Origin of the sequence: Nitrobacter vulgaris, assembly GCF_031453995.1 — a bacterium.
Classification (GTDB): Bacteria; Pseudomonadota; Alphaproteobacteria; order Rhizobiales; family Xanthobacteraceae; genus Nitrobacter; species Nitrobacter vulgaris.
The window spans coordinates 24,818-39,644 of sequence record NZ_JAVDPZ010000016.1 but is presented as its reverse complement, the minus strand read 5'-3'; the positions used below and the strand labels follow the sequence as shown (position 1 = coordinate 39,644).

At 57.1% G+C, this 14,827-nt stretch carries 11 protein-coding genes and 1 tRNA gene; 8 read left to right on the top strand and 4 right to left on the bottom strand.

What is annotated here, in order from left to right:
- The first annotated feature begins 4 nt into the window (after nt 1–4).
- The 4 genes from GGQ85_RS11475 to GGQ85_RS11460 all read left to right on the top strand — a co-directional run bounded on the left by GGQ85_RS11475 (nt 5) and on the right by GGQ85_RS11460 (nt 7,171).
- Nucleotides 5–3,127, top strand: a complete 3,123-nt coding sequence (locus GGQ85_RS11475; RefSeq protein ID WP_309774623.1) for an efflux RND transporter permease subunit — start codon at nt 5–7, stop codon at nt 3,125–3,127.
- A complete protein-coding gene (locus tag GGQ85_RS11470) occupies nt 3,127–6,222 on the top strand; it encodes an efflux RND transporter permease subunit (RefSeq protein WP_079446560.1) in 3,096 nt (1,031 codons plus the stop codon). The genes GGQ85_RS11475 and GGQ85_RS11470 overlap by 1 nt, the downstream gene beginning before the upstream one ends.
- Nucleotides 6,223–6,270: 48 nt before the next feature.
- The gene (locus GGQ85_RS11465) at nt 6,271–6,996 is read left to right on the top strand and encodes a tRNA-uridine aminocarboxypropyltransferase (protein WP_309774621.1); all 726 of its coding nucleotides are present in this window, start codon (nt 6,271–6,273) and stop codon (nt 6,994–6,996) included.
- Nucleotides 6,997–7,097: 101 nt separating this feature from the next.
- A tRNA-Cys gene (locus GGQ85_RS11460) sits at nt 7,098–7,171 on the top strand.
- 1,580 nt (nt 7,172–8,751) lie between these two features.
- Here the strand turns inward: GGQ85_RS11460 and GGQ85_RS11455 are convergent.
- Nucleotides 8,752–8,955 carry a cold-shock protein gene (locus GGQ85_RS11455; protein WP_309774620.1) on the bottom strand — a complete coding sequence of 68 codons (204 nt, stop codon included), beginning with the start codon at nt 8,953–8,955 and terminating at the stop codon, nt 8,752–8,754.
- A 224-nt stretch (nt 8,956–9,179) separates the two neighbouring features.
- Here GGQ85_RS11455 and GGQ85_RS11450 point away from each other — a divergent pair, with 224 nt between their 5' ends.
- The gene (locus tag GGQ85_RS11450; RefSeq protein ID WP_079446557.1) at nt 9,180–9,398 is read left to right on the top strand and encodes a hypothetical protein; all 219 of its coding nucleotides are present in this window, start codon (nt 9,180–9,182) and stop codon (nt 9,396–9,398) included.
- 62 nt (nt 9,399–9,460) lie between these two features.
- Entirely contained in the window at nt 9,461–9,667 is a 207-nt protein-coding gene (locus GGQ85_RS20855) for a GCG_CRPN prefix-to-repeats domain-containing protein (RefSeq protein WP_374708879.1), read from the top strand.
- Nucleotides 9,668–9,764: 97 nt separating this feature from the next.
- Here GGQ85_RS20855 and GGQ85_RS11445 read toward each other — a convergent pair whose 3' ends face one another.
- The 3 genes from GGQ85_RS11445 to GGQ85_RS11440 all read right to left on the bottom strand — a co-directional run bounded on the left by GGQ85_RS11445 (nt 9,765) and on the right by GGQ85_RS11440 (nt 11,625).
- Nucleotides 9,765–10,157 carry a hypothetical protein gene (locus GGQ85_RS11445; protein ID WP_309774619.1) on the bottom strand — a complete coding sequence of 131 codons (393 nt, stop codon included), beginning with the start codon at nt 10,155–10,157 and terminating at the stop codon, nt 9,765–9,767.
- 294 nt (nt 10,158–10,451) lie between these two features.
- Nucleotides 10,452–10,883: a tyrosine-type recombinase/integrase gene (locus GGQ85_RS20850; protein ID WP_374708880.1), complete on the bottom strand. Its 432-nt coding sequence runs from the start codon at nt 10,881–10,883 to the stop codon at nt 10,452–10,454.
- A 556-nt stretch (nt 10,884–11,439) separates the two neighbouring features.
- Entirely contained in the window at nt 11,440–11,625 is a 186-nt protein-coding gene (locus GGQ85_RS11440; protein ID WP_079446552.1) for a hypothetical protein, read from the bottom strand.
- A 426-nt stretch (nt 11,626–12,051) separates the two neighbouring features.
- Between GGQ85_RS11440 and glmS the strand changes: the two genes are divergently transcribed.
- Entirely contained in the window at nt 12,052–13,878 is a 1,827-nt protein-coding gene (gene glmS / locus GGQ85_RS11435) for a glutamine--fructose-6-phosphate transaminase (isomerizing) (RefSeq protein ID WP_309774618.1), read from the top strand.
- A 104-nt stretch (nt 13,879–13,982) separates the two neighbouring features.
- Entirely contained in the window at nt 13,983–14,756 is a 774-nt protein-coding gene (locus GGQ85_RS11430; RefSeq protein ID WP_079446550.1) for a DUF502 domain-containing protein, read from the top strand.
- Nucleotides 14,757–14,827 lie beyond the last annotated feature (71 nt).

The following is a 14,827-nucleotide window of genomic DNA, read 5'->3' as shown; positions in this document are numbered from 1 at the left end:
AGACATGGGTGTCTCGGAACCGTTTATTCGCCGTCCGATTGCAACCTCCTTGCTCGGGATCGCGCTGATGATCGGAGGCGCGCTCGGCTATTGGGCGTTGCCGGTCTCTGCACTGCCGCAAGTCGATTTCCCGTCAGTGCAGGTGAGGACTCAGCTCCCAGGCGCCAGTCCCGATGTGGTCGCGTCATTACTGACAGCGCCGCTGGAACGTCAACTCGGGCAGATCCCGTCGCTGTCGTCGATGACATCGACAAGCTCGTTCGGGCTCAGTCAGATTTCCTTACAGTTCAACCTGAATCGGGATATCGACGGCGCGACGCAGGACGTGCAGGCGGCCATCAACGCTGCCGCGGGAGTACTGCCGAAAAACCTGCCGTACCCGCCCGTTTATGCCAAGGTGAATCCTGCCGATGCGCCGGTAATAACGCTCGCCCTGACCTCCGACACGGTCTCGCTGCGCACCTTGAGCGATATTGGGGACACCATTCTGAGCCAACGCCTCAGTCAGATTTCAGGCGTTGGCCGCGTTTCCGTGCTCGGAGGTTTGAAGCCCGCGGTACGTGTCCAGGCCGATCTCGCGCGGCTCGCAGCCTACGGCATTTCAATGGAGGACTTGCGGACCGCAATCGCCAACGCCAACGTTTCCGGCCCCAAGGGGGCGCTGGACGGTGCACAGCAAGCTTATACGATCGCAGCGAACGACCAGATCACGACGGCCGACGCATACAGACCGATCATTATCGCCTACCGCAACGGCTCTCCGGTCACGATTGGCGATGTCGCCCGGATCGTCGACGGACTGGAGAACGACCGCACCGGCGGCTGGTATAACGGAACGCCGGCGGTCATCATCGATATCCAGCGCCAGCCCGGCGCCAATGTGATCGAGGTTGTCCGCCAGATCCGGGAGGAGATTCCGAAGGTCCAGAAAGCAATTCCGGCCGGTGTCAAACTGACCGTCGTCAGCGACCGGACCGTGACAATCCGCGCATCAGTCCACGACGTGCAGTTCACGCTCATTCTCAGCATCGTCCTCGTTACGCTTGTCGTGCTGCTTTTCTTGCGCTCGCTCCGGGCGACGTTGATTGCGGGCGTGGCGCTGCCGTTGTCGCTGATCACCAGTTTCGGCATCATGTATTTCGCCGGATTCAGCCTCGACAACCTGTCGCTGATGGCGCTGACGATCGGCACCGGATTCGTGGTCGACGACGCCATCGTGATGATCGAAAACATCGTTCGGCATATCGAGAACGGCGAGAGCGTCATGGAGGCCTCGCTCCGGGGCGCGAGTGAGATTGCCTTCACCGTGATTTCGCTGACGGTTTCGCTAATCGCGGTGTTTATCCCGCTTTTGTTCATGTCCGGGCTGGTCGGAAGAATGTTCCGCGAATTCGCTCTGACACTGACGATCGCGGTCGTCACGTCCGCCGTGGTGTCGCTTACTCTGACGCCGATGATGTGTTCCCGGCTGCTAAAACACTCGGAGGAAGGAGCTCCGATTCCGGGGTTGGCGCCGGTCAACCGCAGTATTGATCGGCTTGTCGCATTCTATCACTGGACGTTGTTATGGGTCCTTCAACATCAGCGGGCAACGCTGGTCGTTGTTTTTGCGACGGTCGTCGCAACAATGATGCTCTATGTCGTCGCGCCAAAGGGATTCCTGCCTCTGCAAGATACGGCGTCGATAACCGCGGTAACTGAGGCGGGTCCAGACGTATCCTTTGTCGAAATGGGAAGGCGTCAAGCCGAGGTAGCGGGCATCCTCGAGGAGGATCCGGACGTCGTGGGCGTTGTATCCGTCATCGGTGCCGGTTCGGTGAATCCGACCACGAATGTCGGCCGTCTGGTGATGACGGTGAAGCCGCGGAGCGATCGCCATGACGACGTCGCTGCAATCATCACGCGTTTGAAGACGCGCGTAGCTTCGATCCCTGGTATGGCGGTTTATTTTCAACCGGTGCAGGATATTCAGATCAGCACGCGGACCAGCCGCTCGCTTTATCAATATACCCTGACGGGAACGGACGCAGCCCACGTTTCGGAGTGGACCCAAAAGCTGGTCAAGGAACTGCGTCGCGATCCGCTATTTCGGGACGTATCGTCGGAAGCGCAAGACGCAGGTCTTCGAGCCGCGCTGAACATCGATCGCGAACGCGCCGGTCAACTCGGCGTTAGCCTTCAGGCTGTTAACGACACTTTGAACGATTCTTTTGCTCAGCGGCAGATATCGACCGTTTATGGACAGGCCAACCAGTATCGCGTCGTGTTGGAAGCCTTGCCGCAGTATCAGAACGACCCCTCAATCCTTTCCAAGCTTTTTCTGCCGGGTGTTGCCGGCGCTCAGGTCCCGCTATCTGCAGTTGCGACGCTGACCAGGACGACGGCGCCACTGGCAATCTCTCATCAGGCGCAATTCCCCGCATTCTCGCTCAGCTTCAATCTCGCCCCGGGCGAAGCGCTGGGCGACGCCGTAGAACGGGTCAAGATCATCGAAACCCGCATCGGCATGCCCTCTAGTATCGTCGGCATGTTTTCGGGCGATGCGGCGGAATTCTCGAAAGCGCTTGCCGGTCAGCCTTGGCTGATCTTGGCCGCACTGGTCACGATCTACATCGTGCTGGGCGTATTGTACGAAAGCTATGTTCATCCAATTACAATCCTCTCAACACTGCCTTCGGCGGGTATCGGCGCCATTCTCGCCTTGATGCTGTTCGGACAGGACCTGTCGGTTATCGGTCTGATCGGCATCATTCTTCTGATGGGCATCGTGAAGAAGAATGCGATCATGATGATCGACTTCGCGCTCGAGGCAGAACGCCGTCAAGGCATGTCTTCGACCGATGCCATCGTGCAGGCGTGTCTGCTCCGGTTCAGGCCGATCATGATGACCACACTGGCAGCGCTGTTCGGCGCGTTGCCGCTGGCGATCGAAAGCGGCACCGGCTCGGAGTTGCGGTTTCCACTTGGCATCTCGATCATCGGCGGCCTGCTGCTCAGTCAGTTGCTCACGCTTTACACCACGCCGGTGATCTATCTGGGGCTCGATCGGCTAAACAAGCGAATCGAGCAAGCCGTTCCTACTGGCGGTTCGAAGCCGCCGCCTGGTGCGACCGAGGACATAAGATAATGGCCTCGATCTCCGAGCCGTTCATTCGAAGACCGGTCGGTACCACGCTGCTCGCCATTGGCCTGTTTCTCATTGGCGTTGTCGCTTACGCCGTCCTTCCGGTAGCTTCGGTTCCCAATGTCGATTTCCCGATGATCAGAGTGTCGGCGAACCGGCCGGGCGCGTCGCCGTCGGTGATGGCTGCTACCGTTGCCGCGCCGCTGGAGCGCCGCCTGGGTGAGATCGCCGGCGTCGAGCAAATCACGTCCACGAGCGCGTTGGGCGCCACGAGCATTCAATTGCAGTTTGCCATCGGGCGCGACATCGATCACGCGGCACGCGACGTGCAAGCGGCGATCAACGCATCGCTCGCCGATCTGCCGACGGATCTGCCGACATTGCCGAAATTCCGCAAGGCCAATCCTGCTGCGTCACCCGTCTTCGTTCTAGCGCTAACATCAAAGACTATGTCGACGAGCGCCATCTATGACGTAGCTGATACCGTTATTGTTCAGCGCGTTTCGCAGGTTCCGGGGGTAGGGGAGGTTTCCGTAAGTGGAGCTGATCAGCCGGCTGTGCGGATTGCTCTCAATCCGGTCGCGCTCTCAAACGCAGGCATCTCGACCGATGATGTCCGGACCGCGATCGTGAACGCCAATCCGCTTGGCCCAGTCGGAATTTTCAATGGCGACCGCCAGAGCGAGACGCTGTCGACTAACCGGCAGATGCGGACGGCCACCGAATTTCGCAACATCATTATAAAGAATTCAGGAGGGAATTTCGTTCGGCTCTCGGACGTGGCCGATGTCAAGGATGCCACGCGAAACAGCCGCTCGATCGCTTGGTTCAACAAGCAGCCCGCGGTGTTGATCCAGGTCACCAAGCAGGGCGACGCCAATGTCATCGACACTGTCGACCGGGTGAGGGCGCTGCTCCCCGAACTCAAGAAGTGGATTCCTGGCGGTGTCGAAGTATCCATCATCGTTGATCGCACAGGCACGATCCGGGCAAGCGTTGAGGACATGGAATGGACACTGTTGGCCACCGCCTTTCTGGTGATGGTGGTGGTATTTACGTTCCTTCGACGTCTTACGCCGACTGTCGCGGCCGGCATATCAGTTCCATTGGCGCTGGCTGGTACATGCGTCGGGATGTGGCTGGCAGGTTTCTCCATCGACAACCTGTCCCTGATGGCGCTGGCCATCTCGGTCGGCTTCGTGGTCGATGATGCCATCGTCATGATCGAGAACATGTACCGCAATCTCGAGCAGGGTTTGCCGCCTTACCGGGCGGCGGTCGAAGGAGCAAGGCAAATCGGCTTTACCGTGTTCTCGATCAGCCTGTCGTTGATTGCCGCATTCATGCCCTTGATCTTTATGGACGGCGTTGCTGGCCGGCTGTTGCGGGAATTCTCGCTCACACTCACCTTCGCGATCGTGGTGTCAACGATCGTGTCGTTGACGGTAACGCCGATGATCTGCGCCCATTACATCAAAGGCGCGACGTCCACGAATGCGACCCGGTTCGACCGGCTGGTTGAAGGCCTGCTTTCGCGAATCGTGGCGTTTTATACGCGCACGCTGCGCGTCGTGCTCCGCTTTCCCGCCCTGACGTTGCTGGTGTTTTTTGCGACTATCGCCCTGACGGTGACTCTCTATATCAAGACGCCGAAAGGTTATTTTCCAATCGACGACAGCGGCTTCATAATTGGTGTCACGCACGCGTCCGCCGACGTTTCCTTTCAGTCCATGCTCGGACTTCAACAGCGCGCTATGGATATCGTAATGGCAGATCCTGCCGTGCAGGGAATCGGCTCTTCCATCGGCGGCGGCACGCTCGGAGGCTCAAATCGAGGATTCATGTACATCATCTTGAAGCCGCCCGCTGAACGGGGAAAACTGACGACCCCGCAGGTAATTAACCGGATGCGCCGAAATCTTAGCGACCTATCAGGCATCAGGCTGCTCATGTTCGCCGCCCAGGACATCCGCACCGGAGGACGCCAGAGCGATTCAAACTACCAATACACGCTCTACAGTACCGACCTCGAGTTGTTGCAGAAGTGGGCGCCCCTTGTCACCAAGCGCATGCAAACGGTCGAGGGAATTACTGACGTGTCAAGCGACCGCGAGGCAGGTGGTCTGCAACTGACCGTGTCCATCGACCGGAAAAAGGCATCCAGCCTTGGAGTCAGGGTTCAGGATATCGACAACGCACTCAACAACGCGTTCTCGCAACGGCAGATTTCGATAGTTTATACCCAGCGCAATCAATACCAGGTCATTTTGGAAATTGATCCACAACTTCAGGAAGACCCATCCAACCTCGAGCGCATCTTTGTTGCCGGAGCCAACGGAGTTCAGGTGCCGCTGTCTGCCGTCGCTCACTATCAGCGTGATCTGTCGCCGCTCGCTGTTGTTCATTCACAGTCGCTCCCGTCGATGACGGTGTCTTTCGACACGTTACCGGGCGTGGAACTTCAGGACGCTACCGCCAATATTCAACGCGCTGTCGATGAGTTGCACATGCCCGAGGGTATTCGTGGAAACTTCGAGGGCAACGCGGCTGATTTCCGCAAAACGTCGGGACGGCAGCCACTACTGATTCTCGGCGCGCTTGCCGCGGTGTATATTGTGCTCGGGGTTCTCTACGAGAGCCTCGCTCATCCGCTCACGATCATCTCGACCCTGCCGTCCGCTGGACTCGGAGCACTTCTGGCCTTGCAGATCACCAATACGCCACTGACGATCATTGCATTTGTCGGCATCATTCTCCTCATCGGCATCGTCAAGAAAAATGGCATCATGATTGTCGATTTCGCGCTGGATGCTGAGCGCCAACGCGGATTATCATCCGCGGACGCAATCTTCGAGGCTTGTAGCGTGCGCTTTCGGCCAATCATCATGACCACCATGGCCGCGCTTTTCGCTGCGATACCGCTGGTGCTCGCGGTCGGTCCCGGCACGGAACTACGACGCCCGCTCGGAATCACCATCATCGGCGGGCTTCTCGTTTCACAAATCTTGACCCTCTATACGACTCCGGTCATCTACCTTCTGATCGACCGGTTGCGACGACGAGGCGAGGCCGTACCCGCTGCCGCGCCGGCCGAATAGGGAGGCGATCGTTGTTGCGGGCTGGATCGGCGCGGCGTATAGCGAGCAATGTCCAGCAACCCCGAGAGCTCCACTGCAGGACGTGACGCGCTCCCGCAATGCCAGCGCTGTCACAAATTGGCAGTGTTATGCGTTTGCGACGGCATTAAGCCGATCAAAATCCGGACTTCGCTGCTTCTTCTGCAGCATCCACAGGAGCAAGATAAGACGCTCGGAACTGCTCGGCTAACCGCGCTACATTTCCAGGACGCCGTGTTGAAGATCGGTCTGTCCTGGCCCAGTCTGTCCAAGGCGTTGGGCCGACCGGTGCATGACCCATCGCGCTGGGCGGTGCTTTACCTTGGCTCGGTCAGGGTCGACCGTTCCAATACCGACCGTGCCATCGTCGCCATCAATCGCAACGGCCAGATGCAGACCGATCAACGCGCGGCTCTTGCGGATATTGAGGGCGTCGTGCTGCTGGATGGTACCTGGAGCCAGGCCAAGGCGCTGTGGTGGCGCAACCCGTGGATGTTGAAGTGCCAGCGCGTTGTTCTTGCACCCGGTTGGACCTCTCGCTACGGCAAACTGCGCAAGGAGCCGCGCCGCGACGGACTCGCCACGATCGAGGCCGCAGCAATAATGCTCGCTAACCTCGAAGGTCGGCCTGACATCGAGACGACATTGCTTGCCAGCTTCGACGGGATGTTGACAAAATATCAGGAGGTGCAGGGTAGGATGCCCGAACTTGCTCCCGGACCAAAACGCCGCCGGAATCGGCGCCAGCGCGCCTGACCCGTCGTCTGGCGCCGGAACTATCAAACCATAGAAGCTCGCGGACTGCAGAGAGCAGGTTGCCTAAGCAGAGGATGCTCTATATTGATCCGGATTCGAGGGGCCACGTGGCGGAGTGGTTACGCAACGGTCTGCAAAACCGTGTACACCGGTTCAATTCCGGTCGTGGCCTCCATCAATACAATCAAATAATTAATCCGAATTCCTCGCGAGTTACTCTGGCCGATAAAATTCATCTGGAGACCCTTTGGGGAAGAAGGCGTCGCCGGAGTGGGCGGTTCCCGGAACCTTGAATGGTCAATCGGACCAACGAGGATGAACTGGGGCGGATAATCGAATTGGTGGCATCGCTACGTCGTCAAAACTGCAGAATCTGACGGAGAACGCTCATGCAGCCGAATCTTTCGAGGGTTTCATCGGATAGACTCCCGCACGTCAAAAAACCGCCGAAGCTACCGGCGGACCCGCACGAAGCTTAGGCTAAAAGAGGGTTTTCGGTAAGTGACCTGATCATCAGATTGATCAGTTGACCTTCGTGCGTTTCTTCCTCCTGGATATCATCGCACCAACAGTAGAGGCGAAGAGCCGTACAGTAGAGGCGAAGAACCGTCGCCAGCGAGGGTGTGTACTTTCTGCCCTACGAAGCGAGGAAGTGAAGGCAAGGTGCCGCCTACAGACCTAAGCCGGACGAAAGCTATCCACCGCCTTGTAGAGGGAGAAGACGGTGACGAAAGTCGTAGAGGTAGCGATTTTGTCTCTGGGCTTCAATTTACTTACTAGCATTCCTGCTTCCACTCGACTTCAAAAACTGAAGCCTCCGCGGCGCCAGATGAACCGTCTCCCAAGAGTGCCGAACCCGCCCCGCAAGCGGGCAAGCCTACATCTACGCATGTAAATTTCAGGGAAAAAGCTCCGTTCTGAAAGTGGACGACGTCAAAAATACTCTGACCTGGCTTGGATCCACTTATCGGATCAAGCAAACGGAATGCGGTCGGTATGGGTGGCATGCCGAGCGTGACGGCATGTCCTTCGATTTCTGCACGGCGACCAAAGGATACGCCTCTTTCGACATCCCTAGCGGCACCGTTGAGTGCGAGCCGCAGTGATGATAGGTCGCGGGTGCGCCAGGTGACTGTGACGCGAACCTCGGGCCGCCTCGGGGACCAGTCTCAGGAAGGCAAATGAAATGAAGAAGCCCGACAAGTTCGAACATCCTAAGCTATCGACGGCAGCATCGAACTGTTCTTGCGGCACGTTGGCGATAATTCGAAGCGGCGTCCCTCGTGACGCACGAGCGATAAGAGGAATGGCCATGCCCAGCACCGGACGGCACTTTTGGACCTTGAGCGGTCGTGGCATGAAGACGATTTTTGCCATTGCCGTTTTGATGTCTGTGACGCCAGCTCTGGCTGATAATATCTATCTTACTGAGAGTGGAACCTGCGCAACTGGTTACGTCCGCGATGGGAGATTCTGCGTAGCTATCGAAACCGGATTCGAGGTTCGCTCATGTCCGAGATCAACATTCCAAAGTGGCACCTTCTGTAAGGTGAAACCCGATCCCGCGTATCATCTTCTTGATCAATGGTTTTCAGATCTCGGCTTTCGGTCTCGATAGCCGAGGGACCAGCCAGCGCTGGCAACCAACTCATCACGCTAGTGTCAAGAGGACCTCGCCGTGACCAGAAAGCAAATGGCCCGAAGCATTGCCCGGGCCATCCACATCGCGAGCGAGCGTACATCCGGCTCAGCTCACTAACCTATCCGCAGGTTCTCCGCGCTTTCTTTACCGCGGTTCGCGACGATCTCGTAGGACACTTTAGCGCCCTCTGCCAGGCCGTTATATCCGGCCTTCTCCACCGCTGAGATGTGGACGAACACGTCCTTGCCGCCACTGTCGGGCTGAATGAAACCATAACCTTTTTGATCGTTGAACCACTTCACAGTACCTGTAGCCACGTTAGTCATCCCCAAAACATTGAGACGCGATTACAGCCTTAAGCTGTGACGAATGCAAGACAGGCCCGCCGGCGCCGTTTCTGGGCGCGGATCTCCCAGCCACCCGGCATCAGAGGGCAGAAAGACCGTCCCGAGCGTAACAATAAAAACGTTATTTCTATTTTGCTATAGCGAATACTGCCTTAGACTTTCTTCGGCAGTATGATGACGTTGATCGCAAGGGCATGAGCACGCGCGTGGTGAAAACTCTTCGTAACGCCGGAAAGTCTTGGACGCCGGATGACGTTGAAACGTTAGAAAAGCTGGCAGCAGAAGATAAGCCAGTACGCGTGATCGCTTTATTGATGGGTCGAACGGCGCTCGCGGTTCAGGCGAAAGCATTGCAAGAGCACATTTTGCTTAAGCGCCAGTCTCGATCGGCACAAGCCCGAATTCCTAGATGAAAAAACCTCGCTGGAGCGGGGCTGAAGGCGAAGCGATAGTTTAGTGTGCGTCCGCGCAAGCGATGTCTATCACGCCGCTTCATGATACCGGTACGGTCACCCAAGTTGGATGGCGATGCGGTGGTCCGGGCTGGCACATGAACCCATGGGGACGGTGTGTTCCAAATCGCGGTTACTACGGTGCACGAGGTTACTACGTCCCACCACGCTACTATGGTCCGCGCCGCTACTATGGCCCGAGAGGGTATTACGGCGGGCACCGCTGGTGACGAAACAGAGCCCGCTGTTTGGCGGGCTTTGTTTGCATCATGTGTTGATGAAAAAGAAGCCAGAGCACCTTGGGTGCCGACCCCGCTTTCCGCGAATTCACTTAGTCGGGAACGGCTCCTTCGTTTCATTCAAGCAAATACTCCAAAAATCAAACGAGCAACCTGAACCCGTAGCTTTGTATTCCAGAGATCTCGTCGCCAAGTCGACGGAAATGCCAAAATGTGCGAACACATCGTAAATCTCGGAGATCGTTAACTCGTTCATTAGCGGCTTGTAGGTTGCGCCGACAATCCCGCCACGCCCAAAAACCAGACCGCTAACGAACGCCTCGAAGTCCTTGTCGGACACTTTCGAAAATGGAGGGGTGTTTCGTAGTTGCCGAACATCGTCAGCGCATCGAGCAATCCAATCAGCGTCACTGGCGAGCAGCTGATGATATTCTGGAATGCCTTTGGCAAGCTTGGCCTTATCAATTGTGGTAGTGTTCATATCTTACCTCGCGATTTTTAAAAAAATTTAAGTTGTAATGCGCAGGTGTGCAACCTACGGACGCCAGCATGGCATAAACCAGTTGACCAACCTAAGCAATTGGCTGGGTCGAAGATCGATCCGGGCGACCAAGCGTCGTCCCGTCTGATCCGTCTGCGATCCGTTTCGAGAAGTCACCAAGCGACCGACCGAATCCTTCTTAGTCTGAACTTACGTCATGATCTGAACTTACGTCGTGACGAGCAAGAAGCTGACCTTTTGGTATGGGAGTCTGGAGAAGCGGAATTATCGACTTCAGAGCCCGGTGGCTCCGTCATGCCGCCAAATCTGCTTGTCTCCGAATATCGTCGAAATGTTGCTGCCTTGTGTTGTCGCGATTTGTAGCCTTGGCGAGACCGTTCGCGGACACCTTGGCGAAACATCTTGATTTTTTTGGCAGGTTTGTGCCTGGGGTCGGAGACCGATTTCCTCTGCAAAGGTGAAAAGCGCGCGCGTCGTGCTGATCGTGTAATTCGCGCGACGTGGCGTGTTCGCCATCGTGGCGTGAAACGCGATGACGTCGCTTTTCGTGACAGCTGTAACGGGCAGGGCGCCGAGACGGGGAATAATCCGGTGCTCGAGCAACCGCTCGTAGTCGGAAATCGTGCGGGGCTTCAGTTTCGGTCGGACATACTCTTTCAGCCACCGCTCCGAGAGGGTCGCGACAGTGGTCTCGCCAGTGGCGATCGCGGCCTGTCTGATGGCTTTTTGTGCGCGGGGATCTCTGCCGTCGCGGATATCCTGCAGGACGCCGTGCGCTTAGGTCCGGGCCGCCGAAAGCGTTTTGGCCGGATAACCCCCAACGTGAGTTTGACGCGCTTGCTGCTGTTCCTGGCCCGCACGATCCAAAGGGCGGTTCCATTAGCGGTGAGGCGGAGTCCGAAGCCGGGGCCAGCGCTATCGAAGACCGTACGTTCCGCGGAAGACCGTACGTTCCGCGCCCGCGGCCACAATCGACGAGTTCTCGCGTGAGTTTTGGCCTAAACCGCGTACTTGGAGGTGGATCCCCAGGGTCAGTTTGGGGTCAATTCCAATCCAGGTAAACGATTTCAAATCAAATTTTAACCAATGAAAACAGGCCTTATCAACTGTCGGAGACCCGCACAAATACCTCCTGACATGCCTGCAAAACCGTGTATACCGGTTCAATTCCGGTCGTGACCTCCACAACACAATCAAAGTCTTAGACAACTAATTGATAGATATTATATTTTACCGATACGTCGGTCCAGCTTAATGTAGTTCAGCAGGCACCGTTCCATCCCTCGGGGAAAGGAAGGAGCGGCCATGCGACTTCATTGTCGTTGGCGGCTTGCAGCGGCCTGATGAAACGCGCGTGGTCGATATCCGGCTGCGCGGCTTCTTCGATGCGCGGAGCGATCACCGCGCTCACTGCGCTAAGCAATCGATCAAACTCGACTTCACTCATGTACGCCTCACTGTTCATGCACACAGAGTGACAAAAGGGACTTGGGCTCCCGTTGCAGAAACTGCTAAAATTGTTTCGATCGGGCGCTAAATTGCCAAGCGGCTTTTAGCCTGCCACAGGAGGCACTCGGCGCGCATCCTCGAGGCCGCGGATTGTCGGCTCGCAAACAATCAAGGTTATCGAATGCTTACCAATGGCTAGGTCGCCGCTGGGGCTCCCGTTTCTTACGAGACATGCTTCGTTCACGAAGAAGCCGGCCAGCTGAATGCGTGAAATGCAGGGGACATTTGTACGCTGGCGGTTTGTGCTCCGGCCGATTTAACACTGTCGCAATCGGCAATAATTATTGTTTCCGTACGTTCCGGGTTTTCGTTAAGAGGGCCCGGTCTTTCGCAATTTTCTGAATTTTTGGGGATATTGATCCGCATGTGCGGCATTGTAGGGATTCTGGGGCGAGGTCCAGTGGCGGATCAATTGGTTGATTCGCTCAGGCGTCTCGAATACCGCGGTTACGATTCCGCCGGCATTGCGACACTAGAAGGAGCGCATTTGGCCCGTCGTCGCGCCGAGGGCAAGCTGCGAAACCTGGCCGGGCGCTTGCTGACCGAGCCGCTGATCGGGCAGGTCGGAATCGGACACACACGCTGGGCAACGCACGGCAGACCGACCGAGAACAACGCACATCCGCACGCAACCGAGCGCGTGGCCGTCGTTCACAACGGCATCATTGAAAATTTTCGCGAACTGCGTGAGAAGCTTCAAAAAAAAGGAGCGGTTTTTGAAACTGAAACCGATACCGAAGCAGTGCTACATCTGGTCGATGGCTATCTTGCCGCCGGCGTCAATCCGGTAGAGGCGGTCAAAGCCACGTTGTCGCAGCTTCGCGGCGCATTCGCTCTCGGTTTTATCTTCGCAGCCAACGATGACATTCTGATCGGTGCGCGCAACGGGCCTCCGCTGGCGATCGGATATGGCGACGGCGAAATGTATCTGGGATCAGACTCGATTGCGCTCGGACCGCTCACCGATTCGATCAGCTATCTCGAAGACGGTGACTGGGCTGTTTTGACGCACAACGGCGCGACCGTCTACGACCACCGCAACACCATCGTTCAGCGCGAGGTCGTCAAGCACAGCGCTTCGACCTCTCTGGTCGATAAGGCGAACTATCGCCACTTCATGGCCAAGGAAATCCATGAACAGCCTGAGGTGGTCGGACACACGCTGGCCCGCTATATCGACATGGCGACCGAGCGTGTATCGCTTCCAGTGGATCTCCCGTTCGATTTTCGCGAGATCAAGCGGGTCTCGATCATCGCATGTGGAACCGCTAACTATGCCGGCTACATCGGCAAATATTGGCTGGAACGGCTAGCCCGGCTTCCCGTCGAAATCGATATAGCGTCCGAGTTTCGCTATCGTGAAGCGCCGCTGGGCGAAGGCGATCTCGCGATCTTCATTTCGCAATCCGGTGAAACCGCCGATACGCTCGCGGCGCTGCGATATGCGAAGCAGCATGGACTGCACACGCTCTCGATCGTTAACGTCACGACGTCGACGATCGCACGCGAAAGCGAGACGATGCTGCAAACGCTGGCAGGTCCGGAGATCGGCGTCGCATCGACCAAGGCTTTCACCTGCCAGTTGATGGTGCTTGCAACTCTCGCGATCGCCGCAGGCAAGGCGCGCGGCGAATTATCCGAAGAGGATGAATCCCGGCTCGTGCATGGACTGATCGAAATTCCGAGATTGATGTCGGAAGCGCTCGCCACCGAACCGCAGATAGACAAGCTCGCGCGCGAGATCGCCAAATCCAGGGACGTCTTGTATCTCGGACGCGGCACCAGCTACCCGCTCGCGCTGGAGGGAGCGCTCAAGCTCAAGGAAATCTCCTACATCCATGCGGAAGGTTACGCCGCGGGCGAACTCAAACATGGACCGATCGCACTGATCGACGAGAACATGCCTGTGGTGGTGATCGCCCCCTATGATCGCGTTTTCGAAAAGACAGTGTCCAATATGCAAGAGGTGGCGGCGCGGGGCGGCAACATCATCCTCATGACAGACGCGAAGGGGGCGGCGGAGGCGACCATCGAGTCCTTGGTGACGATTATCCTGCCCGATATGGCAGCCACTTTTGTTGCGCTGGTCTATGCGATTCCAATGCAATTGCTGGCCTACCATACCGCAGTCGTCATGGGGACCGACGTCGACCAGCCGCGCAATCTGGCAAAATCCGTCACTGTCGAATAAGATAGAAGACCGCAGGGCAGTCCATCACGCGGCATGCAAAGTTTGCTAGAATGCTTATATGAGCAGATATCAGCCTTTTGGACGTCCTTTGATCTGGAACCACGATGACGCGTGACAACCCTTCGAGCGGCGTACCAAGCGACCACCATCCAGATATGCCTCGCGGGCTCATCGCGCGATTCCGGAATTACTTTCTGACCGGACTGATTGTCGCAGGCCCGGTGGCCATAACGCTTTACCTGACCTGGTGGTTCGTAAACTGGGTCGACAACCTGGTACGGCCATTCGTCCCAATCGCATATCGGCCTGAAACGTACCTGCCTTTCGTATTGCCGGGGTCAGGCTTGATCGTTGCGGTGTTCGCGCTGACGATGCTCGGCTTCCTGACAGCCAACCTGATCGGCCGGACACTGGTCGATCTTGGCGAAAAAGTACTCGGCCGGATGCCTGTGGTGCGGGCGATCTACCGTGGACTCAAGCAGGTCTTTGAAACGCTTTTTTCCGGATCTGGATCGAGCCTCCGCAGAGTTGGTTTGGTTGAATTTCCGTCGCCCGGCATGTGGTCCATTGTGCTCATTTCGCAAGTACCAAGCACGAACGTTGCCGCCAGACTCCCCGCTCAGGAGGAACATATTTCCGTGTTCCTGCCTTGCGCCCCCAATCCGACGACAGGTTTCTTTTTCTACGTGCCCAAGAGCAGGGTCGTCGAGATCGACATGACCACGGAGGAGGCGGCAACTCTGATCATGTCTGCCGGCGTCGTTCAGCCCAATTCCGACTCGCAGAAGAAGCTCGCAGCTCTCGCAGGAATGGCCGAAGCGGCGCGCGCTGCAAATACGTCGAGCCTTGCGCCCACAACGGCTGCAAAGGTTGACTGACGCTTGGAGCCTTTCCGCTTCTGACAGAGTCAGAAGCGGGGCTCTATGATTTCGATCTGACGCGTTTTCTT

Coding starts and splice junctions, on each gene's coding strand:
- GGQ85_RS11475 (WP_309774623.1), top strand. CDS start 5: ATGGGTGTCTCGGAACCGTTTATTCGCCGTCCGATTGCAACCTCCTTG.
- GGQ85_RS11470 (WP_079446560.1), top strand. CDS start 3,127: ATGGCCTCGATCTCCGAGCCGTTCATTCGAAGACCGGTCGGTACCACG.
- GGQ85_RS11465 (WP_309774621.1), top strand. CDS start 6,271: ATGTCCAGCAACCCCGAGAGCTCCACTGCAGGACGTGACGCGCTCCCG.
- GGQ85_RS11450 (WP_079446557.1), top strand. CDS start 9,180: ATGAGCACGCGCGTGGTGAAAACTCTTCGTAACGCCGGAAAGTCTTGG.
- GGQ85_RS20855 (WP_374708879.1), top strand. CDS start 9,461: ATGTCTATCACGCCGCTTCATGATACCGGTACGGTCACCCAAGTTGGA.
- GGQ85_RS11445 (WP_309774619.1), bottom strand. CDS start 10,157: ATGAACACTACCACAATTGATAAGGCCAAGCTTGCCAAAGGCATTCCA.
- GGQ85_RS11440 (WP_079446552.1), bottom strand. CDS start 11,625: ATGAGTGAAGTCGAGTTTGATCGATTGCTTAGCGCAGTGAGCGCGGTG.
- glmS (WP_309774618.1), top strand. CDS start 12,052: ATGTGCGGCATTGTAGGGATTCTGGGGCGAGGTCCAGTGGCGGATCAA.
- GGQ85_RS11430 (WP_079446550.1), top strand. CDS start 13,983: ATGACGCGTGACAACCCTTCGAGCGGCGTACCAAGCGACCACCATCCA.